Source organism: Zunongwangia atlantica 22II14-10F7, assembly GCF_002094855.1.
In the GTDB taxonomy this organism is placed as follows: Bacteria; Bacteroidota; Bacteroidia; order Flavobacteriales; family Flavobacteriaceae; genus Zunongwangia; species Zunongwangia atlantica.
The window spans coordinates 22,406-49,128 of record NZ_ARYN01000021.1; the positions used below are offsets into that span (position 1 = coordinate 22,406).

The 26,723-nt window shown below is 35.5% G+C and carries 23 protein-coding genes and 1 tRNA gene; 7 read left to right on the forward strand and 17 right to left on the reverse strand.

The window, feature by feature from the left end; all coding sequences use genetic code 11:
• Positions 1–6: 6 nt before the first annotated feature.
• Positions 7–189 (forward strand): hypothetical protein, encoded by a 183-nt coding sequence (locus tag IIF7_RS18250; protein WP_084843124.1) that lies wholly within the window; start codon positions 7–9, stop codon positions 187–189.
• Positions 190–201: 12 nt separating this feature from the next.
• Positions 202–597, forward strand: coding sequence for a hypothetical protein (locus IIF7_RS18255; protein ID WP_084843125.1), 396 nt, complete (start codon positions 202–204; stop codon positions 595–597).
• Between the two features lie 156 nt (positions 598–753).
• On the opposite strand, the gene IIF7_RS18260 is transcribed toward IIF7_RS18255, so the two are convergent.
• The 6 genes from IIF7_RS18260 to IIF7_RS18285 all read right to left on the reverse strand — a co-directional run bounded on the left by IIF7_RS18260 (position 754) and on the right by IIF7_RS18285 (position 6,958).
• Complete coding sequence (locus tag IIF7_RS18260; protein WP_084843126.1) at positions 754–2,421, reverse strand: LVIVD repeat-containing protein; 1,668 nt, start codon at positions 2,419–2,421, stop codon at positions 754–756.
• 109 nt (positions 2,422–2,530) lie between these two features.
• Positions 2,531–3,526, reverse strand: coding sequence for an NAD(P)H-dependent glycerol-3-phosphate dehydrogenase (locus IIF7_RS18265; RefSeq protein ID WP_084843127.1), 996 nt, complete (start codon positions 3,524–3,526; stop codon positions 2,531–2,533).
• Between the two features lie 303 nt (positions 3,527–3,829).
• Positions 3,830–4,414, reverse strand: coding sequence for a nicotinate (nicotinamide) nucleotide adenylyltransferase (gene nadD / locus IIF7_RS18270; protein ID WP_084843128.1), 585 nt, complete (start codon positions 4,412–4,414; stop codon positions 3,830–3,832).
• Position 4,415: 1 nt separating this feature from the next.
• Complete coding sequence (gene gmk, locus IIF7_RS18275; RefSeq protein WP_084843129.1) at positions 4,416–4,988, reverse strand: guanylate kinase; 573 nt, start codon at positions 4,986–4,988, stop codon at positions 4,416–4,418.
• Positions 4,989–5,017: 29 nt separating this feature from the next.
• Positions 5,018–5,890 carry a YicC/YloC family endoribonuclease gene (locus IIF7_RS18280; protein ID WP_084843130.1) on the reverse strand — a complete coding sequence of 291 codons (873 nt, stop codon included), beginning with the start codon at positions 5,888–5,890 and terminating at the stop codon, positions 5,018–5,020.
• 105 nt (positions 5,891–5,995) lie between these two features.
• Entirely contained in the window at positions 5,996–6,958 is a 963-nt protein-coding gene (locus tag IIF7_RS18285; RefSeq protein WP_084843131.1) for a YheT family hydrolase, read from the reverse strand.
• Positions 6,959–7,123: 165 nt separating this feature from the next.
• Between IIF7_RS18285 and IIF7_RS18290 the strand changes: the two genes are divergently transcribed.
• Positions 7,124–7,615 carry an acyl-CoA thioesterase gene (locus IIF7_RS18290; RefSeq protein ID WP_084843132.1) on the forward strand — a complete coding sequence of 164 codons (492 nt, stop codon included), beginning with the start codon at positions 7,124–7,126 and terminating at the stop codon, positions 7,613–7,615.
• 46 nt (positions 7,616–7,661) lie between these two features.
• Here the strand turns inward: IIF7_RS18290 and IIF7_RS18295 are convergent, their stop codons facing one another.
• The 3 genes from IIF7_RS18295 to IIF7_RS18305 all read right to left on the reverse strand — a co-directional run bounded on the left by IIF7_RS18295 (position 7,662) and on the right by IIF7_RS18305 (position 9,741).
• Positions 7,662–8,558 (reverse strand): DMT family transporter, encoded by an 897-nt coding sequence (locus IIF7_RS18295; RefSeq protein ID WP_084843133.1) that lies wholly within the window; start codon positions 8,556–8,558, stop codon positions 7,662–7,664.
• A complete protein-coding gene (locus IIF7_RS18300; protein WP_084843134.1) occupies positions 8,551–8,904 on the reverse strand; it encodes an arsenate reductase family protein in 354 nt (117 codons plus the stop codon). Before IIF7_RS18300 ends, IIF7_RS18295 begins: the two co-directional genes overlap by 8 nt.
• Before the next feature lie 66 nt (positions 8,905–8,970).
• On the reverse strand, positions 8,971–9,741 hold the full coding sequence (locus IIF7_RS18305; protein ID WP_084843135.1) for a DUF3298 and DUF4163 domain-containing protein: 771 nt from the start codon (positions 9,739–9,741) through the stop codon (positions 8,971–8,973).
• Between the two features lie 155 nt (positions 9,742–9,896).
• On the opposite strand from IIF7_RS18305, the gene IIF7_RS18310 reads away from it, so the two are divergent.
• Positions 9,897–11,039, forward strand: a complete 1,143-nt coding sequence (locus IIF7_RS18310; protein WP_084843136.1) for a cystathionine gamma-synthase — start codon at positions 9,897–9,899, stop codon at positions 11,037–11,039.
• A gap of 255 nt (positions 11,040–11,294) precedes the next feature.
• Here the strand turns inward: IIF7_RS18310 and IIF7_RS18315 are convergent, their stop codons facing one another.
• Both IIF7_RS18315 and IIF7_RS18320 read right to left on the reverse strand, forming a co-directional pair.
• The gene (locus tag IIF7_RS18315; protein ID WP_084843137.1) at positions 11,295–12,518 is read right to left on the reverse strand and encodes a cysteine desulfurase-like protein; all 1,224 of its coding nucleotides are present in this window, start codon (positions 12,516–12,518) and stop codon (positions 11,295–11,297) included.
• A 5-nt stretch (positions 12,519–12,523) separates the two neighbouring features.
• Positions 12,524–14,905 carry a S9 family peptidase gene (locus IIF7_RS18320; RefSeq protein WP_084843138.1) on the reverse strand — a complete coding sequence of 794 codons (2,382 nt, stop codon included), beginning with the start codon at positions 14,903–14,905 and terminating at the stop codon, positions 12,524–12,526.
• 242 nt (positions 14,906–15,147) lie between these two features.
• Here IIF7_RS18320 and IIF7_RS18325 point away from each other — a divergent pair, with 242 nt between their 5' ends.
• Positions 15,148–16,701 carry a M20/M25/M40 family metallo-hydrolase gene (locus IIF7_RS18325; RefSeq protein WP_084843139.1) on the forward strand — a complete coding sequence of 518 codons (1,554 nt, stop codon included), beginning with the start codon at positions 15,148–15,150 and terminating at the stop codon, positions 16,699–16,701.
• 109 nt (positions 16,702–16,810) lie between these two features.
• Here the strand turns inward: IIF7_RS18325 and IIF7_RS18330 are convergent, their stop codons facing one another.
• From IIF7_RS18330 to IIF7_RS18340, 3 genes are all read right to left on the reverse strand, one after another.
• On the reverse strand, positions 16,811–17,959 hold the full coding sequence (locus tag IIF7_RS18330) for a DUF3095 family protein (protein WP_084843140.1): 1,149 nt from the start codon (positions 17,957–17,959) through the stop codon (positions 16,811–16,813).
• A gap of 106 nt (positions 17,960–18,065) precedes the next feature.
• On the reverse strand, positions 18,066–19,016 hold the full coding sequence (locus tag IIF7_RS18335; protein ID WP_245801673.1) for a DUF1028 domain-containing protein: 951 nt from the start codon (positions 19,014–19,016) through the stop codon (positions 18,066–18,068).
• A gap of 243 nt (positions 19,017–19,259) precedes the next feature.
• On the reverse strand, positions 19,260–19,559 hold the full coding sequence (locus IIF7_RS18340; RefSeq protein WP_084843142.1) for a hypothetical protein: 300 nt from the start codon (positions 19,557–19,559) through the stop codon (positions 19,260–19,262).
• 129 nt (positions 19,560–19,688) lie between these two features.
• Here IIF7_RS18340 and IIF7_RS18345 point away from each other — a divergent pair.
• Together IIF7_RS18345 and IIF7_RS18350 are read left to right on the forward strand one after the other, a co-directional pair.
• A tRNA-Arg gene (locus tag IIF7_RS18345) sits at positions 19,689–19,760 on the forward strand.
• Between the two features lie 232 nt (positions 19,761–19,992).
• Positions 19,993–21,225 carry a site-specific integrase gene (locus tag IIF7_RS18350; RefSeq protein ID WP_084843143.1) on the forward strand — a complete coding sequence of 411 codons (1,233 nt, stop codon included), beginning with the start codon at positions 19,993–19,995 and terminating at the stop codon, positions 21,223–21,225.
• 625 nt (positions 21,226–21,850) lie between these two features.
• Here IIF7_RS18350 and IIF7_RS18355 read toward each other — a convergent pair.
• The 3 genes from IIF7_RS18355 to IIF7_RS20905 all read right to left on the reverse strand — a co-directional run bounded on the left by IIF7_RS18355 (position 21,851) and on the right by IIF7_RS20905 (position 26,286).
• Positions 21,851–22,450, reverse strand: a complete 600-nt coding sequence (locus tag IIF7_RS18355; RefSeq protein ID WP_217806693.1) for a hypothetical protein — start codon at positions 22,448–22,450, stop codon at positions 21,851–21,853.
• Positions 22,440–25,502, reverse strand: a complete 3,063-nt coding sequence (locus IIF7_RS18360; RefSeq protein WP_084843145.1) for an HsdM family class I SAM-dependent methyltransferase — start codon at positions 25,500–25,502, stop codon at positions 22,440–22,442. The genes IIF7_RS18355 and IIF7_RS18360 overlap by 11 nt, the downstream gene beginning before the upstream one ends.
• Positions 25,503–26,070: 568 nt before the next feature.
• Positions 26,071–26,286: a hypothetical protein gene (locus tag IIF7_RS20905; protein ID WP_176218998.1), complete on the reverse strand. Its 216-nt coding sequence runs from the start codon at positions 26,284–26,286 to the stop codon at positions 26,071–26,073.
• Between the last annotated feature and the right edge of the window lie 437 nt (positions 26,287–26,723).

Genomic DNA, 26,723 nt, shown 5'->3' on the forward strand with positions numbered 1-26,723 from the left:
TAGGTTATGAAAAAATCTGGTTTCATTATTCTGGCTGTTGTAATTTTAGGTGTTGCGGCTTATCTGGCAATTGCTGTTTTAAAAATTACCATTGGTTTAATTGTATTGGCCATTGCAGCCGTTGTGCTGTTTGTACTTTGGCATATGATTAAACATAAATGGGAGAAAAAGTTTGAAAACGAATCTTAAAAAGATCGAATTTTGAGAAAGGATATAGAAGTTCCTAAGGTTGAAAAAGTTCACGTAGCTGCCGTTAGAGAGTTTAATAAAGATTTTAGGGTAGACGAGTGGAACACGTATATTATCAACAATAAAAATGTTTCTATAGAAATGATACTTATCGTAGCTAAAGGTTATGATGGAACAAAAGAAACATCGGTAATGCGCCACAAGTTGGAGAAATTACCACCACATTCTTTCGCGAAGATCGAGTTTATTCAGGATGAAGTTCTTGGGCTTAATAACGAATATCAGGTAACTTTTTTTGCTGAAAACAAGATGTTCGAGAAAGCATTTGTATTTAAGAAGAATAGCGTTAACGAAGCAAATAAAAAAGAACTGCCTATTATTCCCAAATTGGGCATTTTAGCCGAATAATTTTAAATAAACTACCTCGGGGCAAGCCATCGAGGCATTCGTTGGAAACAAATTTTTAATTTCGAGGCAAGCCTCTGGGTATTATACCCTTTGGCGATGCCAATAAAAAAGCCTCTGGAAACAGAGGCTTTTTTGATATTATATTTTCAGTATAACTTACTGAAGTTTATTAGAGGTATCGTTATAAGTTCCAATAACGGTACTCCCACTATTTTGTCTAACAGTTCCAAAAACATGGATGCTGGAATCTTCTCCAACAAATTCTAAAGTAGCACCGCTATTCAGGTTCAGGTTACCATAAACAGTAAGGCTTCCTTCAATTCTTAGTACAGAACCACTGTTAATGTTTAAATCATGATTTCTGCCATAGGTTCCTACGGCCATTGCGCCTCTCATATTAAATTCTCCCTGGCTGTTGATGTTTGCACCGTTCTGAATGTTTATCGATCCACAGAAAGTGAAATCTCCACCAACGTTTAGGTTCTTAAGTGTTGCAGAACCACGATAAGCTAAAACTTCGTTGCTGTTTACATTTAGATTAGAACGCCCGGTATAAACATCGTAAGATTCACATTCGGCAAAGTTTTCGTTTACTTCTGGTTGGCTTATTTTTATGATTCTTAATCCGCCAGTTCCAGAGGCAACAAATATATATTCACCATCAGATTGAATGTAATTAGAAGATCCTTCTAAATCTACAACACCTTCTTCAACTAAAGTATTGTTCTCATCTAGTTTAGCGATACCAAAACCAGCTCCACCATTAGCCATTAAAATAAAATCTCCGGCAATAGAAACTGCATTCGTTACAACATCTTCATCATCATATTCTGCTTCAGGAAGAATCTGAATGTCTAACTGCTGCAATGCATTTCCAGAATTACTATCATAAATTCCTACACCATTACTACCTTCAGAAACCAAAATCGCCTGATCTTTAAAGGCAATAGTACGTTTCGATTCGCTCGCTAAATTAGGAGTGCTAATATTGTTTAAAACCGAAAGATCGTTAGGATTATACATTGCAAGACCTTCACTACCACTTAGTACGGCAATTTTATTGTCTCCATAAGCGATCGATCTAAGATCTGGTATAGTTTGCTCCTGGATAGTTTCTAAACTAGCTGCGTCGTAAAGACCTAAAACACCTGTCGCGCCACTTACTCCAATAATTCTGTCATTAAAACCTGCAATATCAACAGCTACATTTCCTTCAATAGATTTTAATTGAAAGTCCTGTAAAAAATTTCCTTCAGAAACACTAACGTAACCTATGTTCGCGCGATATTCAAGATTTAAAAGTTCATCGGTATTTACTGCGGAAGCAAAATATAATCTCCCATTATTAAAATAAGCTGAAGTAAAATCTACGATATCTGAAGTTACTCGGCTTTCAACAAAAGGATTGGTTTTATCTGTAATATTAATAATATCGATACCGCCAAGATAAGCTTCACCTTCCATCATGTAAGTTACATAGGCATAATTCCCGTCGATCTTTACGTGGCTTGCTCTAAGTGTAGTTCCATCTACAACCGGAGGATCTACGGTTGCGATCTGCTCTAAAGCAATATCACTTACTTGTGGATCTTCGTCTTCTACAGCTTGTCTGGTAAGACTGGCTCTATTGCTGGCGGTGATCGAAGAAATACTTAGAACACCGGCTCCGTTTCTGCTTAAAACGCTTTCTAATTCGCTTTCGTCATTGTTAATTTCGAAGTTTTGCTGAGTGTATTCGTTCTCATCAAAATCGTCGTTACTGTCACTACATGCGATTGCAAGGAAAGACAAGATTATCGATCCTGCTAGTAATTTTTTGCTCATAGGGGCTTGTTAAATTTTGGGCAAAAGTAATCAAAATCAGAGTTTATACATTTTAAACCTCGATTATTTCAGGTTAGACTTTTGTTAAAAAAAGGAGATTTTTGCCTCCTTAATCTAACTTATCTGCAAGTTTTTTGAATGTTTTCTTAGGGTTTTTTCCTTCATAAAGAATCGCGTAAACCGCATTGATAATGGGTGTTTTTGCCTTACGTTCTTTATTGATCTTGTAAGCACTGTCTGTAGCATAATAACCTTCAGCGATCATACTCATTTCCATTTGTGCACTCTTTACGGTGTAACCTTTCCCAATCATATTCCCAAACATTCTATTTCTACTAAACACAGAATATCCGGTAACTAAAAGGTCACCTAAATAAGCAGAATCGTTGATGTTTCGTTTCATTTTGTGTACTTTTTTAATGAATTTTTTCATCTCGCGAATCGCGTTACTCATTAATACACTCTGAAAGTTATCACCATAACCAAGACCATGTGCAATTCCGGCAGCAATAGCATAAATATTTTTAAGAACCGCAGCATATTCGGTTCCTACGATGTCATCACTGGTTTTGGTTTTTATATAATCGCTGGATAGAAAACCGGCTAGCATTTTAGCTTTTTCCTCGTCGCTACAAGCAATCGTTAAATACGAAAGGCGCTCTAGCGCTACCTCTTCGGCATGACAAGGCCCGGTAATTACACCAATATTTTCAAAATCGATATTGTAGAATTTATTGAAGTGTTCTCCAACAATCAAACTACTTTCTGGAACGATACCTTTTATTGCTGAAAAGATCGTTTTGCCTTCCAGAGATTCGGTAAGATTATCTAATTCAGATTTTAAAAAGGCAGATGGAATTGCAAAGATCAGAATATCTGCAGCGCTAACAATTTCATTAATGTCATTGCTAAGATGTAGCTGATTAATGTCAAATTCTACATCACTAAGATAATTAGGATTATGCTCGTGCCTTTTTAAATGCTCTACAGCATAAACACTTCTCATGTACCAATGTACCTTTTCGATATTTTCGGTAAGCATTTTTACGATAGCAGTTGCCCAGCTACCGCCGCCAATAACAGCTATATTAGGAGTTGTACTCATTTGTTTGGTTTGTTATGCGTACTACAAAAATAAAGATTAAATAGGGCTTTAAAATTTCTAGGGAAGTTAACCGTCTAAGTATGGCAAAAATTTAACACAAAATAGCTATCCTTAAAGACAATCTTAATAGAAAAACTCACGTTATCCATTTATTCTTCTCCTAACCAGGGAAGATTTTCTTAGTTTTTTTGGTTGGTTATTTAGTTTGAAAACCGCTTTGTTTTAGAGATACAGGGCGGTTTTTTAATTGAAACAATAGTATATTCCAGTAGCGAATCGCTTCTAAATTTTAATTTCTTTTGGCTATTTATAAAAATTGTTATGAAGAACGTAATCCCAAACTTTAGGTGGTAACATAGGTTTTATAAACTTGCCTTCTTTTATCGAATCTCGAATAAATGTTGCTGAAATTTCTATAACCGGAGCGTCTACTCTAGTGATCTTTGGATGATCTTTAAATTGATTTTCTACCCTTCCGCCAGATTTCCTTGGATATACATACAACGAATGATTTTCTAAAATTACCTCATAATTTTTCCATTTATGAAAGCTCTTTAGATTGTCTTCACCCATGATAAGACAAAATTCGTTGGTTGGAAATTTTTCCTGAAGATGGGCCAAGGTTTTTATTGTGTAATTTGGTTGCTCTAATCTAAACTCTACATCGCTGGGTTGTAAATGTTCAAATTCTTCACAGGCCATAAACACCATATCCAGGCGATGATGGTTATTTAAAAGCGTACTTTTCTTTTTATGTGGGTTATGCGGAGTAACCACCAGCCAAACTTCATCAAGATCTGAAAATTCAGCCATGTGATTCGCAATAATCAAATGCCCAATATGGATAGGGTTAAACGTTCCAAAAAAAAGTCCGATCTTTTTATTCATCTTACGTTTTTATAAAATCTGAAACTAGATTATAAGCTTCTTCTAAAGCAACGTCCAGATCGTTATTTTCAATAATAAAATCAAATTGCGGTGCGGTGGCAAGTTCGATACTCGCTTTAGCAACACGCATATTAATTTTATCCATCGATTCGGTTTTGCGCTTTTTTAACCTAATCTTTAGTTCTTCGATACTTGGTGGTTTTACAAAAACAGCAAGTGTCTTTTCAGGATAGATTTTTTTAATATCTAATCCGCCAACCACGTCGATATCAAAAATAACATGCTTTCCTTCTGCCCAAATTCGCTCTACTTCAGCTTTTAAAGTTCCGTAGAAATTATCACGATAAACTTCTTCCCATTCCAGAAATTCGTCGTTTTTGATCTTCTTTTTAAAATCTTCTAAAGACAAAAAGTAATAATCCTTTCCATCAACTTCGTTAGGGCGAGGATCACGAGACGTTGCCGAAATCGAAAAATCCAGCTTTAATTCGTCCTGTTTTAAAAGATGTCTTACAATAGTGGTTTTCCCTGAACCAGACGGAGCTGAAAATACGATTAGCTTCCCTTCTTTCATGGTGCTTTGCTTTAATTTGGGTTAAATTCTTATAGTACGTTTAAGACCTGCTCTTTAATTTTTTCCAGCTCATCCTTCATCTGCACTACAAGCTGCTGCATTGGTGCATAGTTACTTTTGCTACCAATGGTGTTTATTTCACGCCCCATTTCCTGGCCAATAAAGCCTAATTTTCTACCGTTGCTGTCTTCAGTATTTAGGGTTTCAGTAAAATAAGAAAGGTGATTTTTTAATCGCACTTCTTCTTCTGTGATATCGTATTTTTCGATGTAGTAAACCAGTTCCTGCTCAAAGCGATTCTCATCTACATTTTCCTTAAGATCTTCGATTCCTTTGCGAAGGCGCTCACGTACATTCTCTACACGCTCTGGATTAATTTGCATAATTTCATCTAACAAATTACCAATATTGCTAACGCGAAGTTTAAGATCTTTCTCTAAAGCAGCACCTTCTGCTGTTCTAAACTCGTTAATTTCAGCAAGGGCTTCCAATAATGTTTTCTCGATTTCAGCAAATTCATTTTCGTCGATCTCGTCACGCTCGGTTTTTAAGGCATCAGGCAAGCGCATCGCGATTTCTAAAAGTTTAGAATCATGATTGCTGGCAATACCGCCCAGATCCAAATCTTTTAATTGCTTGATGTAATTTTTTACCGCTTCAGCATTTACAGAGGCAGATGTTTCGTCTCCTGTTTGCTCTACATACAGTGAGAAATCTACTTTCCCTCTTTTTAAAGCTGAAGATATCGTGTTACGCATCACCAATTCTTTCTCACGATATTGCGAAGGGATCCTGGCATTTAGATCCAGATTTTTACTGTTTAAAGATTTAATCTCTATAGTAATCTTTTTATTGGGAAGTTGTAGTACACTTTTCCCAAAACCTGTCATTGATTGAATCATGCTTCATTTTTACGGTTGGACAAAGATAATCAATTCTTAGGCAGCGCAAAGGCTATAGAATAATTTAGCTGAATAATGGACTTTCCTGAAATTTTAACTGAAATCTTAGAGCTGATTTTGGATAAATTGCAGCGCTCTTTCTTCCTGGTAATACATTTTTTTATGCTGAATAAAACCTACGTGACCGCCATGTTTGGGAATTTCCAGATGTAAGAATGATGATTTTTCGGCTATTTTCTTCGGAAATGATGCTGAAGTCAGAAAACTATCATTTTCAGCATTCAATAAAAGTGTTGGAATCTTAATATTGGGTAAAAACTGAAGACAACTGCACTTTTCATAATATTCTGCCGCTGAAGCATAGCCATGCGCCCGGCTGGTATACAATTCATCGATCGCTAATAGTGAATTACAAGCCGATATTTGTTGTTTTTCGAGTTCTTTTGGAAAAGCCAATTGTCGCTCGAAAAGTTGGTCTTTCAGGTTTTTTTCGAATCTGTTTGTATATAGTTTGTTTTTTGGCAGGTTTAGCGCTCCCAGGCTGGCGCCTAGATCACAAGGTGTAGAAACGGCAACAGCTGCTTTTATTTGCGACGGTAGTTCTTGGCGTTCCCCAAGATATTTCAGCAAAAGATTTCCGCCAAGGCTAAAACCAATTAAAGCGATTTGATCGTATTTATTTTTGCTGAAAATATGGGCCAAAACTTCTTCCAGATCTTCAGTGGCACCAGCGTTGTAACTGCGATATAATCGGTTAATTTCTCCACTGCAACTTCTAAAGTTCATTCCGCAGTAATCCCAGCCATTTTCGGTAAAAATCTTTGCCATTCCCAGCATATAAGGTCTATTGGCATTGCCGGCCAAACCATGCATAGCGATAATTAATTTTTTGGAGTTGGTTTTAGAAAATGCCCAATCTAAATCTAAAAAATCACCATCGTTCAGCTCCAAACGTTCTCGTTTTTCAGACTTAAAATTTACCTTTCTAAGCGTTGCTGCATAGATGGTGGCGATATGAGCGTTTTTAAAAAGAGATGGGGCGGTATAATTACTTTCAATTACTGGCATAGGGCAAATTTCAGAAAAAATTAGGTAAAGAAACTTATAATTTGGGATAAGAATACAGGCAACTTCATATCAAATTTTCGATGATTCGATGGAATAATTAAACAAGTTATGCGTGCATAGCAAATATTCGTAATTTAGCTATTCTTAAAAATGAAAAGGAGAATTATGTATACTAAAGAATTTGAAATACGCTGGAGTGATATCGACGCAAATAGGCATTTAGCCAACACGGCTTACATCAATTTTATGAGCCACACCCGAATGGGTTTTTTAATGGAAAATGGTTTTGGCCAAAAAGACCTGGCAAAGCACAATCTTGGTCCGGTGGTTTTTTATGAGCACGTATATTATTTTAGAGAGGTTTTTGCAGGAGAACCGGTAAAAGTGAGCCTGCAGTTAAAAGGACTTTCTGAAGACGGAATGTATTTTGAATTTGTACATAATTTTTATGACAGCAAAGGAAGGAATTTTGCAAGTTGTGAAATGATGGGCGGTTGGATAGATCTTAAAGCAAGAAAGCTAACAGGTTTACCTTCAGATTTAATTAATAATTTTGATAGCCTGCCACATACCGAAGATTTTAAGGTGCTTACAAAAGAAGATACCAGGAAACACGGTAGAAAACCAAAGGACATTGATCCAGAATTGCTAAAATAAAGCAAGCTGAAATTATCGATTTTCGACTTATATTTTTAAAACCCGGCTACGCCCGGGTTTTTGTTTTCTTAAAACTTACCAGATAAACGCCTACAAAAACCATTAATCCGGCAGCAACTTTTATGGTCGTTAAATGATCTGCACCTACTAAAACAGCATAAATAATAGCGATTAAAGGCTGTAGATAAATAAAAACACTTATCGTAGATGCCGATAATTGTTTTAATGCGTAAATATTAAGCAGGTAAGTAGAAAATGTTGTTCCTGCAACAACAAAGGCCATACGCCAAATCGCATCGAATGGTAAATTAAGCCAATCTACCGCTGTAAATTCAGAATAAGTAACGGGTAAATTCAAAATAACACCCATTAGGAAAAGCCATTTCATAAGCGTAATGGCGTGGTATTTTTTGGTAAGTGGTTTTACGATCACCAGGTAAAATCCGTAAGAAAAAGCATTGATAATAAACATCAAATTCCCAAGCGGAATATTTGGTGCATTAGATACACTATCTGCACTAAAAAGCACTAAAGCCAAAGCTCCAGAAAGTCCCAAAGCAATACCAATTCCTTTAATAAGTGTGATCTTTTCTTTAAGAATAAATGAAGCTAAGATCAAAACCATTACGGGAGAAAGTGTAATAATAACCGAGCTGTTAATTGGTGTACTAAGGCTTAATCCTTTAAAAAAGAAAAGCATATTGATACACATTCCAAAGACAGCGCAGCCCAGCATTCTTGGGTAATCTTTTTTGTCGATCTTTTCTTTTGGAGCAAACGGACTTAATAGCCAAAACAAAATAGAGGCACCCAAAACCCGAAGCATAATAAAACCAAAAGCTTCGATATGTGCAGGCATCACTCCTTTGGCAATGGTGTGGTTTAATCCATAGATTGCACTGGCACCTATTGCGGCGAGGATTGCCAGCAAACGCTTATCCATGGATAGATTCTTTAGCGGCCGCTACATTCTTTTTAGCATTACCAATAAAGATCTCATTATCGTTAATTATTACCGGACGTTTTAAAAAAGTATAATGTTCCAGGATCAAAGCTTTGTAATCTTCTTCGCTAAGATTCTTGTTTTTTAGATCACGTTCTTTATAAAGTCGTGCTCTTTTGCTGAAAAGCGACTCATAGCTACCCGAAAGTTTTTGCATTTCTTCTATTTGCGCAGTGGTAATTGCATCGGTTTTGATATCCTGAAGTTCAAACTCTGCCGGAGCGTCGATCTCGTTTAAAATTCGTTTACAGGTATCGCAGGTAGACAGGTAGTAGATCTTTTTCATTTTATTTCGATTTAAGAATGCATAAGAAAGACTGCAAAGGAAAAACTTTATAAGAGCTTCTGCAATTTATTCGGTTGCTGAAAAATCTATTTTTAAATATTCTGAAATTTCTTCCAGCCCATATTCGTAAGTTTTTTGTCCTTCAGCATAAGCCGCGATCTCGTATGGATTATAGGTTAAGATCAATTTATCATCTCTAAAACCAATATTTGCCGGAAGGTGAAATTCGTCGTTTTCGAAGAACATTCCTGTGCTGTTGATGTTTTCGTCCTGCGGGATATCTTCTTTATTTCTGAAGTCTTTTTCTACAAAGTCTTTAAATTCCGCAGTAAAGAGATCCTTGTGCGTGTAAACTTCGCCGGTTTCAGGATTAAAATTCATATAAGTATTACTTCCGTAACCATGTGCGCCACCGGTAAATGTATAAGAGTTGAAATCTATACTTAATAATTTGGGGCTTCCTGAAGTAATTTCTGCAAAAACAGTCGCTTCCCAAGGGATATCGGTATCAGGGAAATCTTCTCGGTAAGACGCATAATTTGCGATAAAACCATCTACCATTTCTTCCATAGTTTTAGGATTATCATCTGGATTAAAACCTGCGACAATCTGAATAATATGTTGTTCTACAGAATCGTTAATCTTTTTTGCGACAGCCTCATTACCTTTGGCTACCGGGAAATTAATGTTTACAAAAGTGCAGTTTCCGGTTTCAGGATCACACTTTTCGTAAGCCTTTTCTATGTTATAATTGGTGAAATTAAGGTCTTCTTTTTTCTCTTCTTCACAAGCATACAGCATCAGGCTGGCAAGCAGCACTAAAAGAAATTTTTTCAAAATGGTTTTCGGATTTTAGGTTATTGTTTTGCTAAAGTACGCAGCAATTTTGGCATTGCCAATGCGAAGCTTATTTTTGCTAATAAGATTTTTAAAATTGCTAAAATTCAGCTTCTAAGCTACATTTTGGTCTTGTAATCTACTAAAACATTGTTATGAAATTTAATACCAAAACCATACACGGCGGGCAGGAAAATACAGATCCTGCATACAATTCTGTAATGCCGCCAATCTATCAAACCAGTACCTATTCACAAAGCACCCCGGGAGGTCATAAAGGCTTTGAATATTCCAGAAGTGGAAACCCAACTCGTGCCGCTTTAGAGCGTTCCTTGGCCAGTATCGAAAATGGAGAATTTGGGATGGCTTTTGGATCTGGACTTGCTGCCATCGATGCTGTAATGAAGCTTTTTAAACCAGGAGACGAAATTGTAAGTACCAACGATCTTTACGGTGGTTCTTACCGCTTGTTTACCTCGATATTTGAAAATTTAGGCATTAAATTTCACTTTATTGGGATGCAGGAAGCTGAAAATATTGAAGCTTATATTAACGAAAATACAAAGCTTATTTGGGTAGAAACACCAACCAACCCAATGATGAATATTATCGATATCGAAGCTGCAGCTAAAATTGCCAAAAAGCACAACGTCTTATTAGCAGTTGATAATACTTTTGCGACACCATATTTACAGCAACCTTTGGATTTGGGAGCAGATATTGTAATGCATAGCGCTACAAAATATCTTGGCGGGCATAGTGATGTTGTGATGGGCGGACTTATCGTGAAAGATAAAGCTCTGGCAGATAAATTATATTTTATCCAAAATGCGAGTGGCGGAGTCTGTGGACCGCAGGATAGTTTTTTGGTGTTACGCGGAATCAAAACTTTGCATCTTAGAATGCAGCGCCATTGCGAAAATGGAGAAAAAGTAGCCCGATTTTTAAAAGAACATGCCGGAGTTGCGAAAGTGAACTGGCCAGGTTTCGATGATCATCCAAACCACGATATCGCTAAAAAGCAAATGAATGGTTTTGGCGGAATGATCTCTTTTTCTACTACGGAAGGAACCGCAGAAAGTGCAATAAAAATCCTTGAAAATCTGAAGGTTTTCACCTTAGCTGAATCTCTAGGCGGAGTAGAATCTTTAGCCGGGCATCCAGCAAGTATGACGCATGCATCGATCCCAAAAGAAGAACGTGAAAAAACCGGTGTTGTAGATAGTTTGATACGATTAAGTGTAGGAATTGAAGATGGAGACGATCTTGTTGAAGATTTAAAACAAGCGTTGGGATAATAGTAGTTAGATTTTAGATCGCTGTGCTGTTAGAGATTAGAAAATAGAAGAGTAAGTGATCGAGGTTATTTTTTCTGAAATTTTGCAGAAGTATTAATTTGATAAGGAAACAAATTTTCATGCTGAACCTGTCCGTCCGGCGGACTTGATTTAGCATCTCATGATTTAATAAAAAAAACGAGGGCTGAAATTCGATAATTTCAGCCCTCGTTTTTTAATCTATATTCAAGGTCTAAAAGCGAAGCGGTCTAGATTTTAAATTACTTTGCTAAGCGCCCAGATAAGTCGTTTTACTTCTTCTTCGGTGTTGTAATGCACCAGACTGATGCGAACTACGCCATTTTTTTCGGTTAGCCCGAAATCTTCAACCAGTTTTTTAGCGTAAAAATCACCAAAACGAATGCCGATTCGATATTCGTCGATTTGCCCAACAATGGCGTCGCTATCAAGTTCATCATGCACAAAAGAAATCGTAGGCACTCTTTTAGAAGCATCGGCTTCAGGATTTCCTATGATCTTCACTTTTGGATTTTCATTTAAAAAATTAAGAAGCTTTTGTGCCAGTTGCTGTTCATGTTGCGCAATAACTTCATAAGATTTTTTCAGCATTAAAACTGAAGACTCTTTGTCATTTGGAAAGTGTTGTTTATAGAATTCCTGAAAATATTCAGTGATTCCTAAAAGGCTATACGTTAGTTCAAAATTGAAATTTCCCGGTTGAAATTTATACGGAATATCATCTTTTTTGAAGAAATAGTGATTTATACCATCCATTTCTAAAAGTAGATCATACTTACCGTACATTAAAGCTAAATGTGGGCCATAGGTTTTATACCAGCTAAAGGTGTAAAAATCGGCATCCAGTTCTTGCACGTCAATTTGGCGATGAGGTGCGTAAGCAACGCCATCTACGCAAATAAGCGAGTCGTTTTGGTGTACAATCTCTGTAATCTCCTTGATAGGATTTATGCTCCCCAAAATATTAGAGCAATGTGTAACCGCAACAAGTTTGGTCTTTTCTGAAAGTAATTTTTTCAGCTCAGAAAGCTCTAATTCCATAGTATTTGGATTGGCTTTCCAGATCTTAACTTTTATGCCTTTTTCTTCTAAGTCTGTCCAGGGAGAAACGTTTGCTTCATGATCTGTATTTGTTACAATCACCTCGTCACCTTCCTGCCATTGTTTGCTAATGGATAAACTTAATATTCTAAAAAGCATACTCGAAGAAGGACCTATAATTACTTCTTCGGTTCTATTAGCATTAATAAATTTTGCTACCTGTTTGGTTGCCCATGCTAATTTTTCTCCTGCTTCTTTACTGTTGCGGTAAGAAGCGCCTAGTTGTACATTGTGATGAATTAAGTATCCGGTAATGCGCTGAATGACTTTCCCTAAAACCTGAGAGCCACCGGCGTTATCCATAAATACAAAATCTTTATCTAGTGCCGGAAATTGCTTTCTAACATATTCAATATCCATAAGCTTTACTTTTCTAAGAGACTTTCATTAAAAAGTTTAAGAATTCTACTATACTCATCTGTCCAGCTGCTAGGTTCCACAAAACCGTGATCTTCTACAGGGTAAACTGCCATCTCCCAGTTATCCTTACCTAACTCGATAAGACGTTGCGAAAGTCTTACCACATCCTGAAAATGTACATTTACATCTACCATTCCGTGGGCGATAAGTAAATCTCCTTCTAGGCCTTCAGCAAAATAAATTGGTGAAGATCTGCGATAGGCAATAGGGTCGTTTACGGGTTCATTAAGAATGTTTGCGGTATAACCGTGATTATAGTGAGCCCAATCTGTTACAGATCTTAGCGCCGCACCGGCAGCAAAAGTATCTGGTTCGTTAAACATTGCCATTAAAGTAATAAATCCGCCATAACTACCACCATAAATTCCGATTTTTTCAGGATTTATTCCGTGGTTTTCAACTAAATATTTTACACCATCTACCTGGTCTGAAAGGTCTTTGCCTCCCATGTGGCGGTAAATACCGGTTCTCCAGTCGCGGCCGTAACCAGCGCTTCCACGGTAATCGATATCTATAACGGTGTAGCCTAAATCTGTTAATAGATTATGAAACATATATTCTCTAAAATACGACGACCACCATTGGTGTACGTTTTGTAAATATCCTGCACCGTGCACAAATACAACCGCAGCATCATTTTTAGTTTCTTCACTTGGCGTGTATAATCTTGCCGGAACCATCGCCCCGTCTTCGGCTTCAAACTTAATAAGTTCAGGCGTTCTCCAATCGTAACTTGCAAATGCTTCAGATTGGCCGCTGGTTAATTGTTTTGCTTCAGCTTTTCCGGTTTTCTTAAGATAGAGTTCCCATGGCTTATTACTGAAAGAATAATAGATGGCCATATATTTTTCATCTGGAGAAAGATAAACCTGATTATTTCCGGTCATATTAGTCAGTTTCTCCATTTTACCACCCATCACCGGCATTTTATAGAAATGGCGAACATCTGGACCTTCTTCAGAAGTGGTTAAATACCAGTACTTTTTATTATTCGATAATTCTGGATCAAAAACTTCATATTCCCCTGGAGTAAGATCTTTTTTATCTCCGTTATCAACATTCAGAAGATATAAATGAGAATAGCCGGTCGCTTCAGACTGAAAATAAATATGTTTATTATCTGGTAACCAACCAATGGTTCCGCCTCCAAAAGACCAGCCAAGACCCGGTCCAGCAATCCATGCTTCGTCACGTTGGCGATCGATGGTGGTAAGGCTACCATTTTCAAGGTCTAATTGGGCGATCCAACGGTCTTTGTTGTCTTTAGATCGAATGCTTACGATAGCTTTCTCTCCATTTTCTGAAAAATAAGCAGGCGAAGTAATCACTTCACGAACTTTTTCTTCCCATTCTTTATCTGGATAATCTTTTACGTAATCTGGCAAGTCTTTAATACCTTCAAGCTCTGCAGTACTTACCATAAAAACGGTGTCTTTTTCGATATTATAAAGTGCTAATTCTACTTCGGTTTTATCGTCGCCTACTTTAGAGCGTGCAGGCAGATCTTTAGTGTATCCAGATTGATCTACATAATTTGGAACATCGGTATTCTCTCCACGTTCTCTTTTAATTAAGTTGAAACTAACATACTTTCCGTTAGGAGAAATGCTAAGTCCGGATATTTGCTTGTCGCCGGCGTAAAAGGCATAATCTTCTTTTGGCGCAACACTTTCACGATAGGTTTTAGAAGCTTCAGATTTTTCTTTACGTTCATTAACTACTTCTAAGAGATCAAGATTTTCATCCTGTATCCATTGGTTTTTGTCTGAAAGTTTCTCATCTCTTCCTTCACGCTTTTTGCCGCTATTGATATTGGTTAATTTAGAGATCGTTCCTTTATCAAGGTCGTAGATAAATGCATTGTTATTTAAAACGAACGAAATTTTAGATTCGTTTGCCATAAACTGAGGATCTACAATACGCTCTCCTAAATCTATTAGTTCGGTTTTATAGGCTTTGCTGATATTGTATAAAAAAAGCTTTCCATTTTCAGTAAAAAGCATTTCAGTTTTTTTGTTGTTATAATCACCATAACGCGGAATCATTTTATCCTGTTCTTTTTGAGGAACTTTTACAATTTTTGATTGGTTGGATAGGTTGATCTTATATAATGAATCATCTGGATCATTTTCCAGGTTATACTGCAAGTAAATATTTTCACTTTCGATTCCCCACTGTATTCTGGAAGGGAAAGTTCCCATCCATTTTGGGTCTTGCATAATTTTTTCAACCGAAAGATCACTTTGCTGTGCCTGAAGGCTAATGGCGCTTAAAGCAATAAATGCCAGGATTGCGAAATTGCTAAAACGAAGCGTAAATTTTGTCATTTAGGTAAATATTGGATTTTAATTAGGGTTGAGATTTCGATTAATCGAAAAATAAAGATTTCGAAGGCAAAATTCTCAAAAACATAATCTTCAGCTTCTTGTGAAAAAAGCTTAAAAATTAGCCCACAATATACTTAAAATCACGTTTGAATTCAAGAATAATAGGCCATAAGCTATGATTTCAGTAAAGAATATATTTATATTTGAGAGCAATATTTCACCAATTTTTTAATCAAAATCCAATGAAAAACAAACTACATCTAGCTGTTGCATCGATTGCACTTGCGGCGACCACCACGTTTGCACAGCAACAGGATCCTGTTGTAGAGAAGATCGTAACAGAAGCTACCGAAAATTCTCAACTTAAAAAGTTAGGCCACGAACTTTTAGACGTTATAGGGCCACGTCTTGTAGGCTCACCACAAATGGAACAGGCAAATAACTGGGCTGTTAAAACCTATGCCGATTGGGGAATCTCTGCTGAAAATCAGCAATGGGGAACCTGGAAAGGCTGGGAGCGTGGTATCACACATATCGATCTTGTAGAACCTCGCCTAAGAACTTTAGAAGGAAGACAATTGGCGTGGAGCCCATCTACTTCTAAGAAAGGAGTTACTGCTGAGGCTATAATTTTACCAGAAGCTAAAGATTCGGCAGATTTTCAATCTAAATTAAGTGCTGTAAAAGGAAAGTTTGTGTTACTTTCTTTTAATGAACCAACTGGTCGTCCAGATTATAACTGGGAAGAATGGGCAACAGATCAATCTTTCGAAAAGATGAAAAAAGAACGTTCTGCAGCAGAGAATGCCTGGAGAGAGCGTATTAGAGCAACGGGATATTCTTCTAGAGAATTACCTAAAATTTTAGAAAAAGCAGGAGCAGAGGGGATTATTACTTTAAACTGGTCTAGCGGTTTTGGTGTAAACAAAGTATTCTCTGCTTATACTGAAGAAATTCCTACTGTAGACCTTTCTTTAGAAGATTACGGGTTAGTTTTCCGTATGGCTGAAAATGGAGATAAGCCAGAGCTTAGTATTACAGCAACTTCTGAAGATCATGGAGAAGTTCCAACTTTTAATACCATCGCAACTATTGAAGGTTCAGAAAAACCTGAAGAATATATTGTGCTTTCAGCGCATTTCGACAGCTGGGATGGAGGGACTGGTGCCACAGATAATGGTACTGGTACTTTAGTAATGATGGAAGCTATGCGTATTCTTAAAGAAGTATATCCAAATCCAAAGCGAACAATTATTGCAGGTCACTGGGGAAGTGAAGAGCAGGGATTAAATGGTTCTCGCGCTTTTGTAAAAGATCACCCTGAAATTGTTGAAAATATCCAGGCTGTATTTAACCAGGATAATGGAACTGGCCGTGTTGTAAATCTTTCTGGAAACGGATTGGTACAGGCTTACGATTATTTAGGCGATTGGTTATCTGCAGTGCCAGATAGTATTTCAAGACAAATTGAAACTAGTTTCCCAGGTATGCCTGGTAGAGGAGGGTCAGATTATGCTTCTTTCCTTGCAGCAGGAGCACCAGCCTTTAACTTAAGCTCTTTAAGCTGGTCTTATTGGAACTACACATGGCACACTAACCGTGATACTTACGATAAAATCGTTTGGGACGATGTACAAAGTAATGCTATTCTTACTGCAATTTTAGCTTATAAAGCCAGTGAAGATGCAGATAAAGCATCAAGAGAGCAAAGAGTACTTCCTGTAAATGGTAGAACTGGTGAGCAAATGACCTGGCCAGAGCCAAGAGACGGGAATCGTAGAGGTGGCTTAGATTAAGCACTGAAATTCGATAAATTGAGATATAATTTTTTTAAAAACCCTTATTCTTTATTAGAATAAGGGTTTTGTTTTATACCGAATCTTAAGTTATTGATAGAATAAATTCTTAAAACTTCTTCTTTAAACTTTTAGCGGCTTTTGTATATCCACCATTTCCGCCATCTACAAAATGAATATGTTCGTGCGTACTAATATCTCGCACATAGCAAGACATTATACTTTCTTCGCTTATATGAATTCCGTATGCGATTTTTCCTGAATTTTCCAGGTTGTCTAAATAGCCAATAAGCGCTTCTCTTTGCTGAGGTGTCCCTGAAATTACGGTGTTTATTCGTCCGTCAATGGTTAAGGTGTCTGTGAGTGCAACCAGCTTTTTCAAATAGTTTTTGCCGTTTTCTTTTTTAAGCCAGATATGTTTTCCATACTTGCCGGTCAGCCAGCTTTTAACTAAATAAGGAAGGTTAAATTTGCCCAATTTCGCCTTCATTTCAGAGTTAATTTTACGAAGATTTGCCTTTAATTTTAGTCGGTTTACAGAGATTGGTTTTCTTCGGCTTGGCGAACCATAAATATCGTCGATCGCTTTAAGAACTTCAGCAAAGGTTTTATGCGATTTAGCGTCGTTTCTAGAAATTACGATAAGACTAACCACTTCCTGCCCATTTTTAGGCGGTTTTATCTTGTCCCATTTACACTCCATCCCCTCCAGATTTAGTGGTTTTTCATCTGGAACAGTTTTCTGATCTTCAAGCGTGTTTTTAATAAGATCTTCAGCATAATGCAAAGCATCACCCAACACGATAGGAATATTTAGATCTTCATTTACCCTAAGTTTAGCGATTTTAAGTTGAATATTTTCCTGGTAGATATTCTTAACCGGAAAAGATCCCATTTTAAGCTCTAATTGGAAGTTTTTAAGCGTATTTCTTTTATGTTTCTGAAGTGCGTTTAGCGTTTCTTCTAAAATTTTATGCGGAATAATTGCAATGGCACCATCGCCACCAAAAAAGAACGGAATATTGATCTTTGCCTTATAAGCAATATTGATCATGGCGATTACCGCACCCGTAGCGATAAGATTAACCGAGTTATGCTGGCCTTTTGCAATCGCTTCAGTCGAATTTTTGATATCTGCCGCTACAATATGCCAATTTTCAGGAACATTCTTAAAATGACCAATATCGCCTACCAGTTTACTTACCGGCATATCCAAAGCCGGTAAATTTTCATAAAAATTAGTATCGATATTGTTCATTTTCGGGTTTAATTTTAGTCAAGGATTGGTTTATAAGGTGTTGACTCGAAATTAAATAAGATTTTCCTATTCATACCTCGCCGGTTTGCCACGAGGTTTTTGATTTTTAAAGATCTGTAATTTGGTCTATTTCGTCTTCGGTAAGATCTAATAAACCTGCTTTAGGAAGCCTGGTGATCATTTCTCGCCAGTTATCGTCCTGTTCAAAAATTTCAGAAAAAACAGGTAAAGCTTCGTCCAGGCGATTGCTGTTTGCCAAGGCTACTGCTTTCCAGAATTTCATTTCCAGGTTATCGGGAAACATTTCTTCAGCAGTGCCATATTCTTCTAATGCCATGTCGATATCACCTGTTTCTACGGCAAGATCTCCTTTGTTCATATGTTCGTAAGCACGAGCAGTTTTAAGTAATCGTTCTAACTCTTGTATTGGATTTTGGTGATCGTCTACTCTTAAATCGATCTTTTTCTCTTCCCAGGGATTTTCAACTTTTTTAGGTCCTACAACGATAAGCGCAGCCGATTGTTTACCACGAATATCACCACCGGCGTTTTGTGCCGCCTTTAAAACTTCGACCATTCGTTCAGCTAACGGAAGATCTTCATTCGCTTTAAAAGCTTCGGCCATGGCAGGAACAACTTTGTTATTCAGCATCATATTCGCCTGTACCGAAAAATTTTCTCCTTCGATATGAGCAGCAGATTCTACACAAAGTTTCCCAGTGTAAGCAGCCACATTACCTTTTACATCAAGGAAAGCAATTTGGCGATAATCTCGACCTCCGTCTTGTTCCACCAATTCTTCTAAAGCATCTTTAGCAGACATACCGCCGCCCATTAACTTGAGTCCGTTTGGCCCGTAAGCAGGATTTACAAAAGACTGGGTTACCACAACACCCACACCAGATTTTCCCCAGCTTACCAAAGAACCTACAGAAAACCAATGGCTTTGTACGGCAACAGCCATTTCTCCAGTTCTGGGATCCTTAGCAACGACAGAGAAGGTATGGGCAAACGCTTCTTTATCGATATTGGCGTTTTGAGCCTTTGCAGTTACCATAAAAAAACTAATTAAAACGAGTGATAAAATTTTCTTCATTGGATTGTGTATAAATAAAAACCAGTTTAAATATATACAATCTTAGCAGAAAGCTTGATGTGATTTTTTTAGATTTTCAAGAATATTGAGGCTAAAAAAGCATGATTTTTTATTGGCACCGCCAAAGGCTATAATATCCCGAGGCTTGCCTCGAGATCAAAATTTGTTTCCAACGAATACCTGGAGGGCTTGCCCCGAGGTAGTTTACTCTTCGACTTCAAGAACTTTTATATATTCTGGTCCGCCTTCAACTGGATAACCATCAATTTTTTCAGCAATAATAGTGATTGTTTGTCCCTCTAATTCGGTTAGATCTATTTTTCCTGATGTTAATGCATAAGTTTTATCATCGGTTCGTAAAACATGGCTTCCGTATTGATAAGACGTAATGCCTGCTGCTTCGATTAATCCGGTAAGTTTCATATTGCTGGTTACTTTTTGATTATTACAGGTTGCAGTAATAATTAATAAAAAGAAAGAAGAAAGTAGCACGCCTAGTTTCATAATTATAAAAATTAAGTTCTCTTGAAATTACATTTTCTAAGTGAGCTAAAGCCTATTCTTAGGGAAGTTTTAACGAGTTGAAAGTTTACATAATAAAAACATTTTTATTTTTGTATTTGCTGAAAAATTGGCCTCGTAGTTCAACGGATAGAATAGAAGTTTCCTAAACTTTAGATCCAGGTTCGATTCCTGGCGAGGTCACTGAACCAATAATAGATAAATTCTATTGTTGTTATTTGATTGATGTTTAGTGTTTTGTATTTTTCATGATGCCATCTGCATTCATTTAAAAGTGTTAAAATTGCTTATTTTTGTTCGCAGATCGTCAACATAAAATTATTACTTTTATGTTATAGTGGATTGACTTTTTGAACGTTACAATTGGAGATTTGACTTTCGCCAAAATGTTTTAACAATTAAAAATGTCAAAATTATGCGAGATTCTTCAACTTTTTCAATCTTATTTTGGTTGTATGCTAAACGGGAAAAGTCTGGGAAAGCCCCTATTTATGTGAGAATTACCATTAATGGAAAACGACTAAACCTTAGTTTAAAAAGGTCTATTAGTTCAAAGCGCTGGGGGATACGAACCCAAAGATCCATAGGGAATACTGATAGTGATAAAGAACTCAATTTGTACCTGGATCAGGAATATGCTAAACTATTTCAATGCTATCAGGACTTACGCCTTGAAGAAGAAATAATTACACCTGAAGCAGTAAAAGATCGGTACACTGGAAATTTTAAGCGGTTTTATACGGTAGAAGATATGTTTCAATATCACAACCGTAATTTGTTTCATAAGCTAAAGCCCAATACTCGAAAAGGGTACATAACCAGCCAATATTATCTCAGAAAATATATTGAAAAAGAGTTTCGCTCCAATTCAGAGAAATTTTATGTGAAACAGATGGATTATGGCTTTTTACTGCAGTTCGAGAGTTTTTTAAGATGTACTAAGCCAAAAAGACATTCACAACCTTATATTGGAAATAATGCTGTAATGAAACATATACAGCGTTTAAGAAAAATGACTACTCTTTGTTTTCACTTAGAATGGATTGATCGCGATCCATTTGTGAAATTTAAGCAACATTTGACCAAAACTGAACGAGGCTTTTTAAGTGAATATGAGTTGGAAGAAATTGAAAGCAAGCAATTTGAAATTAATCGGTTGAAGGTCGTAAGAGATCTATTTGTTTTCAGCTGTTATACAGGCGTTGCTCATGTAGATCTTTTACAACTATCAAAAAGAAATTTAGTTACTGGAGAGGATGGATCAACCTGGTTAGTAACAAAGAGAGAAAAAACAGGTAGTCCCGTGAGAGTTCCGCTTTTGAAAAAACCTAAAGCAATTATTGATCGTTATAAAGAACTGAAAGTTTGTCGAAAGTCTGATACGTTATTTCCTGTTATTTCCAATCAAAAAGTTAATGTCTATTTAAAGGAAGTAGCGGAAGCCTGTGAAATTGAAAAGAACCTTACTTTTCATATGGCGAGACATACTTTTGCTACAACTGTAACTTTATCTAATGGAGTTCCTATCGAAACGGTATCTAAAATGTTGGGTCACAATAAACTATCCACCACACAAATCTATGCGAAAGTAATAGAGCGCAAAATTAGTGAGGACATGAATATTTTAAGAAGAAAACTTGAAGGATAAATTATATGAAAGAATAATGATGCTAGAGAATGAATATGTATTCAACAAAGAATTACAATGTGGGTAATTACGTATGCCCCCTTGTTTTTAATTATCTAGATTATGGAAACGGAAATCAATTAGATATAGCTATGATCTTAGAAGTTAGGTTTATCCATTTAGTATCTTAACCTTTCAAAAGTACTTGAAGAGCATCAGGATGGTATTCTTACATTTATTTACAGTACATCATAACGTTTAATTGGAACGATTGCTTTCAAATTTTGGAGATAGTGGATATCTAAGATCGATTTGTGTCAGTGATTTTAGTCGGTAAGCGTCAGGAATTTCGCTTCAAATTGTAACACTTTATTTAGCGTGGCAAACTCATAATGTTTCATTGTGTGCCACTTTGAAAAATCAAGTAACCAATATTTTGTTGTTTAAAATAAGTGATATGGCCAATACGACTTAACTCAATAGACTTAAACAAATTATTTCCTTACATCTAGCTGGATTTGGTAAGTGCAAAACAGAGACCAGTCTTGAAATTTCAGAAATACGGGGGCTAAGTAACCAAAAAATCTCTTTACAATGTATGACTCTCAGCTCTAGTTATAACAAATTTGTCTTGATAATTTTTATTTCAAAATTCAGTGAAATCAAATATTAAATGCTTCATTATACCTATCTCAGAATGATTTGATTCGTAATAATTTTCTAATAGTTTATTCTGCTTATGATTCAATATTTCTGTTTCTCTTTTGTCTTTCTTCAACATTATATTTATTCCTTTTATAGTTTCACTTGATTGGCCTTCAAGTAAATAACCCAGCATACAACCAATAGGGTATTTCTTCGAAATATACCTTTGCATACCCTCATTTATATATGACCTTTTGAGGTTGGAATTCTTTTGTTTTAATCTTTTGGCTTCCATATAACAATGAAATCTGTTTTCTTTCCAAATTTTAAAATAGACAAAGTCAATTCTTGGAAGCTTATCGGCAAATCCTTTCTTTTTATTTTCTAATTCAGATAAAAGTTTATTTTCAGTTTTGCAAGTAATTCTTTTTTTTAAAGAGAGTGGGCTTTCATTTACGTAATATCCTAATAATTCAGAAAAGTCATTTTCAAGCCAATCAATTTTATATTTCTTGTCTGTAATGGCAGTATTGTAAGCATTAACAACCAATTCAATACAATCTTTTTCCAAAGCCTTTAAGTATTCTTGTCTATAATTCATTCTCACCATTTAAAATTTCGAGAATCAACTCGGAGGCATCTTCTATTGCCATTGATTTGGACCAAAACCTACGCTGATTTGGACGAATTATAAAAATATCATCGCTTGTTTTGTAGTTCACTTTTTTTCTGAAATAGATACTGTTTGCTTTCTCTTCCCACAAGTGCTGGTCAATTTTTTTCAATTCTTCATCAAGATGTTCAGTAGAAGTTGAAACATCTTTTTTTACTTTTTCGTGGGAAAGTTTTATCATCATTAATGGCGAAAACCTATTAATATCTTCATAAACCGTAGCATTAACAAACAAATTTTGACCATCAAGAAATTCATTAAGCTCTTTGCTTATTATTTTACTATATTCTTTTATGTGATTTTGCAATACAGGGTATAATGCAATTGATTTTTCCTTTCTATGGAATAACTCAATATTGCTTAACAAGTTTTGAATAGTAAACCTATCGCCTTCGGAAAAAACGCTAAAGATAATTTCATTAATCTCTTTCTCAACTGATTTGTTAATAGTACGAAATTCTTTGTCGTAAAGACTATCATTAAATAACGTAATAATATTTTCTATTTGTTTTTTATCTATATTTTTCAATAAAACAGGAGCTTCAAACAATTCTTTATGCTTAACCACATCTCTTTCAATTCCCCAACTAGATGTTGTTAAAAAAGCGAAATATCGAATAAATTCTGAATTGAGATAAACGGTTAGTAATTTTAATAATGATTCATCATTATTTTTTGAGTAAATGCCAACTATTCCTTTTGTATATGCACTTTTGTAGTCAACAAATGTAGCTAGTAACGAAAGATGATTTTCATTTACTTTTATACCCTCATTAAGTAAAATATGAGAAACTTTGTAAGCCTCAATTTTTCCTAATCTTCTAAATTTCTCTGCATCAATTCTTTTTTTTGGTTTTGGAGTATAATATTTTAAAATATTAGTAGGAGTATGAATTGGCAGCTTTTTTATTTCAGTATCTGGTTTATTAGATGGCTTGCTAAGCTCAAAGCCAACACCGTATTCTATACTCTCTTCCTTAAAAAATTTTTTGATTGAGGTATTTGAAAAATTTAATTTTTGTAACAACTCCCAATCATTCATTCCGCCCCACATTGCAACCTTCCAAATTTTTGTATCTGGTTTTTGACATTCTTCTCTTGGCAGATATTTTAAGTCGGTAAAATCAATGCTTAAGCCATCAATAATATTTGATTTTATAAATGTTTTTGGAGCATAATATGCAATTTTATCACTTGGCTTTATAGGTAACTCCTTTTGATAATATACAATACTGATGGGGCCTGTAGCATCACTGAATAACTGACCTCCAAAATTTTTATGGGCATTCCGAAGAATTGAAAAGTTAAAAACCTTTTCCACATAACATCCATTGAACAACCATTTTCTAAAATTCTGATAAGTGCCACCTGTGTTGGTTAAAACTTTTGTATTAAAAATCAACGCAATTTCACCATTGGGAGCAAGTTTGGTGGCTTTATGTAAAAATGGTAACACCATTTCTTTGGCAAAGTCTTCTTTTTCACAATAATTGCGAATAGATACTGACAATTCCTTGGTGCCAAAAGGCGGATTCCCAATAACTAAATTATATTCTTTAGTATCTATTTTTTCATTATCTGCAATAGTATCCCGACAAAAAAGGTTTTCCCCTTGCTCTTTTAGTGATTTGTCATTTGGGTTATTGATAAGATTAGGCAAACGGTGCCTTTTCTTTTGCCATAAAGTCTTCGGATCTAAACAATCAACCAAGGCCAAATATAAACTGAAAGCGGCTACTTTTATCGCTTGCGCGTGTAATTCAACTCCAAAGATATTATCAGTCAGTAATTTTTTGAGTTTATAAAAATCAGTTAGTTTTTCGCCGTGATCATTTTCATAACGTCTTACCAAACGTTTAAAACCCTCGACTAGAAAAATTCCCGAACCACAACTTGGATCTAAGATTTTGATATTGTAGTTTTTCTCTGTTTCGTTAACAGGTAACTTTTCATTCAGAATAAATTCAACTAATGATGGAGGGGTATAATAAGTTCCCGTTTTTTTCTTTAGATCAGGGTCGGTTTCAAATAGAAAGTTTTCGTAAATCTCGCTTAATAATTCAATTTGAATAATGCTGAAATTAAACAAACGCCAATTTTCAAAAAGGTCTATTTGTGGAGTATTATCATTACCACTTATAAAACATTTTTTTATCAACCGAAGTTGTTGACTTGTTATTTTCTCGGCTTCTTCTACCGTAAAAAGGTTTCCATTAAAATCTTCCTCCAATCTTCTATATAATTGATATGTAGCTTTTGGACTATCTAAAATATCAAAATATGATGTTGCATTTTCTTTAAAACGAGAATATAATTTCTTGTCTGTAGCACCTCTGTCCTCAAGATATAACAGAAATAAGGAACGAAGTATGATTTTGTGTATTAATTCTTTATTTAACCCCTGCCTACTTAGCTGATTAGCAGTATTAACCAAACTAGAAACCAAGTATTTATCAACTCTGCGCTGAAGCTTTATTTTGTCCCGTATAAACTGTGCTTCTTCCAATGTCCAAAGAATCCCTGAATCGATGGCAATTCTTGAAAATAGCTTATTTAGTTCTTCGAGTTGCTGTTTGTCTGAAAATTGATATGTTTTTATTTCAACTTTTTTGAGTTCTTTTTCAAAATCAAAATCTTCCTTATTTTTAATTAGTGGTTTCTCAGAGCAATTATAAATCCTAACTTCTGTGTCTGAATATACATAAAGAAAGAGTACTTTTTTATAATTCCATACTTTTTTATGTGCACCTGCTATTTCTTGCAATGTTTTTTCGTCAAAGCATTCTACTTTTTTCAAAAAAACGGCAGGGAAGCTATTTCCATTGTTATCGGTATTGAAGTAAACCGAATCAATGTTAAACGATTTTTCATTAACTTCATTTAGGATAATCGCCTCACTTTCCAAAAGATTATCCCTTTTGGATTTTACAGATTTTGCTCTGTCTAAGCCAATTAGCGTTATTGCTTGCTTACCTGTCATTTTACCCGTCTGTCCTTACAAATTTCTTGCCTAAAATACAAATTTCAGCCGGCAACGATAATTATTGTTACCTTTTTTTTAAGATAAACCTAATAGCATTTCTGCATTTATCAAATCTTTTTTAATAGAGTTCAACTATTCATACTCGCATTCAATGGAATCCTTTCCACTATGATTGTTGTAATAATAAACTTGTTTCCGGACCCCTCCAAGCTTGTCATATGCATCCTTAAATGTTTGATACGATCCATTGAACATCCTGGAGCCCTATTATTTTCCTCTATAGTAGAAGCACCTATAAAATCTTTCAAAGCATTGTTATAACCTTTATTAAAGAGCCTATACTTCCATTGGTTTTCTCCCAGTGGGACCTATCACCTTCTGATTATTGATCATCAGATTATACAGTGTAATATTTATAATTTAACCTATTGTTCAATATTACAGCATTTTAAAAATGTTAGCAGTATATTAGTCGTATAGTATATGTTTATTGTTATGAAGAGGTGACCGGTTTGTGAATCACGGATTATTGGTAGGTCTGATAAGAAATTTTGTTCGACCAAATTTAAATCCGTTCACCAGTATGGAACAAGACAACAAACAGGGGATTTTTATCTCGAGATCGATCGTCAACTAAAAATAAACCGAAAGATTTTAAAAACCTATAATTACAAAGGTAAACTACGGTAAGAAAATCAGCACTCGTAAACGACGGTTTAATCCCGGTTTTTTCACTCATTATTGGAAAAATTCCAAAGGGGATGTGTAATTCTTTGTTCATGATTATGTTTTTTAGATTTAAAAAAATCAGGTCAAGATAAATACCGATTTAGGAATGGCAGGAATATATCAGGAAATATTATAACCTAATCATTATACTATTGGATTTGGCTTAATCTTAGAAAATCTTGCTAAGAATACCAGATATTAAAATTCTTTATTAATTGACTTTTAATTGACTTTTAATTAAGAAGGTTTTGGCGCTTTACGAATATAAACTATCATCCAGTCGCGAAGAATACGATATATTATTTACCCAGGTGATTTTTTGGATACGGTGATTATTGCCAATTCCCGATTCGCTGTTTACGCACTTTTCAAATTTTTTGTAGAATATAATAATGAGGAAAATAAAACAATTGGTCTTAAAAGTTTTTTGACTGGTGAAATTATGGATAAGTATGTTCAATTTAAAATTTGTAATAAGTAACAAGAATA

Bases quoted from the DNA above. Each gene is read 5' to 3' on its own strand.
- IIF7_RS18340 (WP_084843142.1), bottom strand. From the start codon at position 19,559: ATGAAACTAGGCGTGCTACTTTCTTCTTTCTTTTTATTAATTATTACT.
- gmk (WP_084843129.1), bottom strand. From the start codon at position 4,988: ATGAAAGAAGGGAAGCTAATCGTATTTTCAGCTCCGTCTGGTTCAGGG.
- IIF7_RS18320 (WP_084843138.1), bottom strand. From the start codon at position 14,905: ATGACAAAATTTACGCTTCGTTTTAGCAATTTCGCAATCCTGGCATTT.
- IIF7_RS18325 (WP_084843139.1), top strand. From the start codon at position 15,148: ATGAAAAACAAACTACATCTAGCTGTTGCATCGATTGCACTTGCGGCG.
- IIF7_RS18280 (WP_084843130.1), bottom strand. From the start codon at position 5,890: ATGATTCAATCAATGACAGGTTTTGGGAAAAGTGTACTACAACTTCCC.
- nadD (WP_084843128.1), bottom strand. From the start codon at position 4,414: ATGAATAAAAAGATCGGACTTTTTTTTGGAACGTTTAACCCTATCCAT.
- IIF7_RS18335 (WP_245801673.1), bottom strand. From the start codon at position 19,016: ATGGTAACTGCAAAGGCTCAAAACGCCAATATCGATAAAGAAGCGTTT.
- IIF7_RS20905 (WP_176218998.1), bottom strand. From the start codon at position 26,286: ATGAACAAAGAATTACACATCCCCTTTGGAATTTTTCCAATAATGAGT.
- IIF7_RS18350 (WP_084843143.1), top strand. From the start codon at position 19,993: ATGCGAGATTCTTCAACTTTTTCAATCTTATTTTGGTTGTATGCTAAA.
- IIF7_RS18260 (WP_084843126.1), bottom strand. From the start codon at position 2,421: ATGAGCAAAAAATTACTAGCAGGATCGATAATCTTGTCTTTCCTTGCA.
- IIF7_RS18285 (WP_084843131.1), bottom strand. From the start codon at position 6,958: ATGCCAGTAATTGAAAGTAATTATACCGCCCCATCTCTTTTTAAAAAC.
- IIF7_RS18355 (WP_217806693.1), bottom strand. From the start codon at position 22,450: ATGAATTATAGACAAGAATACTTAAAGGCTTTGGAAAAAGATTGTATT.
- IIF7_RS18295 (WP_084843133.1), bottom strand. From the start codon at position 8,558: ATGGATAAGCGTTTGCTGGCAATCCTCGCCGCAATAGGTGCCAGTGCA.
- IIF7_RS18330 (WP_084843140.1), bottom strand. From the start codon at position 17,959: ATGAACAATATCGATACTAATTTTTATGAAAATTTACCGGCTTTGGAT.
- IIF7_RS18250 (WP_084843124.1), top strand. From the start codon at position 7: ATGAAAAAATCTGGTTTCATTATTCTGGCTGTTGTAATTTTAGGTGTT.
- IIF7_RS18300 (WP_084843134.1), bottom strand. From the start codon at position 8,904: ATGAAAAAGATCTACTACCTGTCTACCTGCGATACCTGTAAACGAATT.
- IIF7_RS18265 (WP_084843127.1), bottom strand. From the start codon at position 3,526: ATGAGTACAACTCCTAATATAGCTGTTATTGGCGGCGGTAGCTGGGCA.
- IIF7_RS18290 (WP_084843132.1), top strand. From the start codon at position 7,124: ATGTATACTAAAGAATTTGAAATACGCTGGAGTGATATCGACGCAAAT.
- IIF7_RS18315 (WP_084843137.1), bottom strand. From the start codon at position 12,518: ATGGATATTGAATATGTTAGAAAGCAATTTCCGGCACTAGATAAAGAT.
- IIF7_RS18360 (WP_084843145.1), bottom strand. From the start codon at position 25,502: ATGACAGGTAAGCAAGCAATAACGCTAATTGGCTTAGACAGAGCAAAA.
- IIF7_RS18310 (WP_084843136.1), top strand. From the start codon at position 9,897: ATGAAATTTAATACCAAAACCATACACGGCGGGCAGGAAAATACAGAT.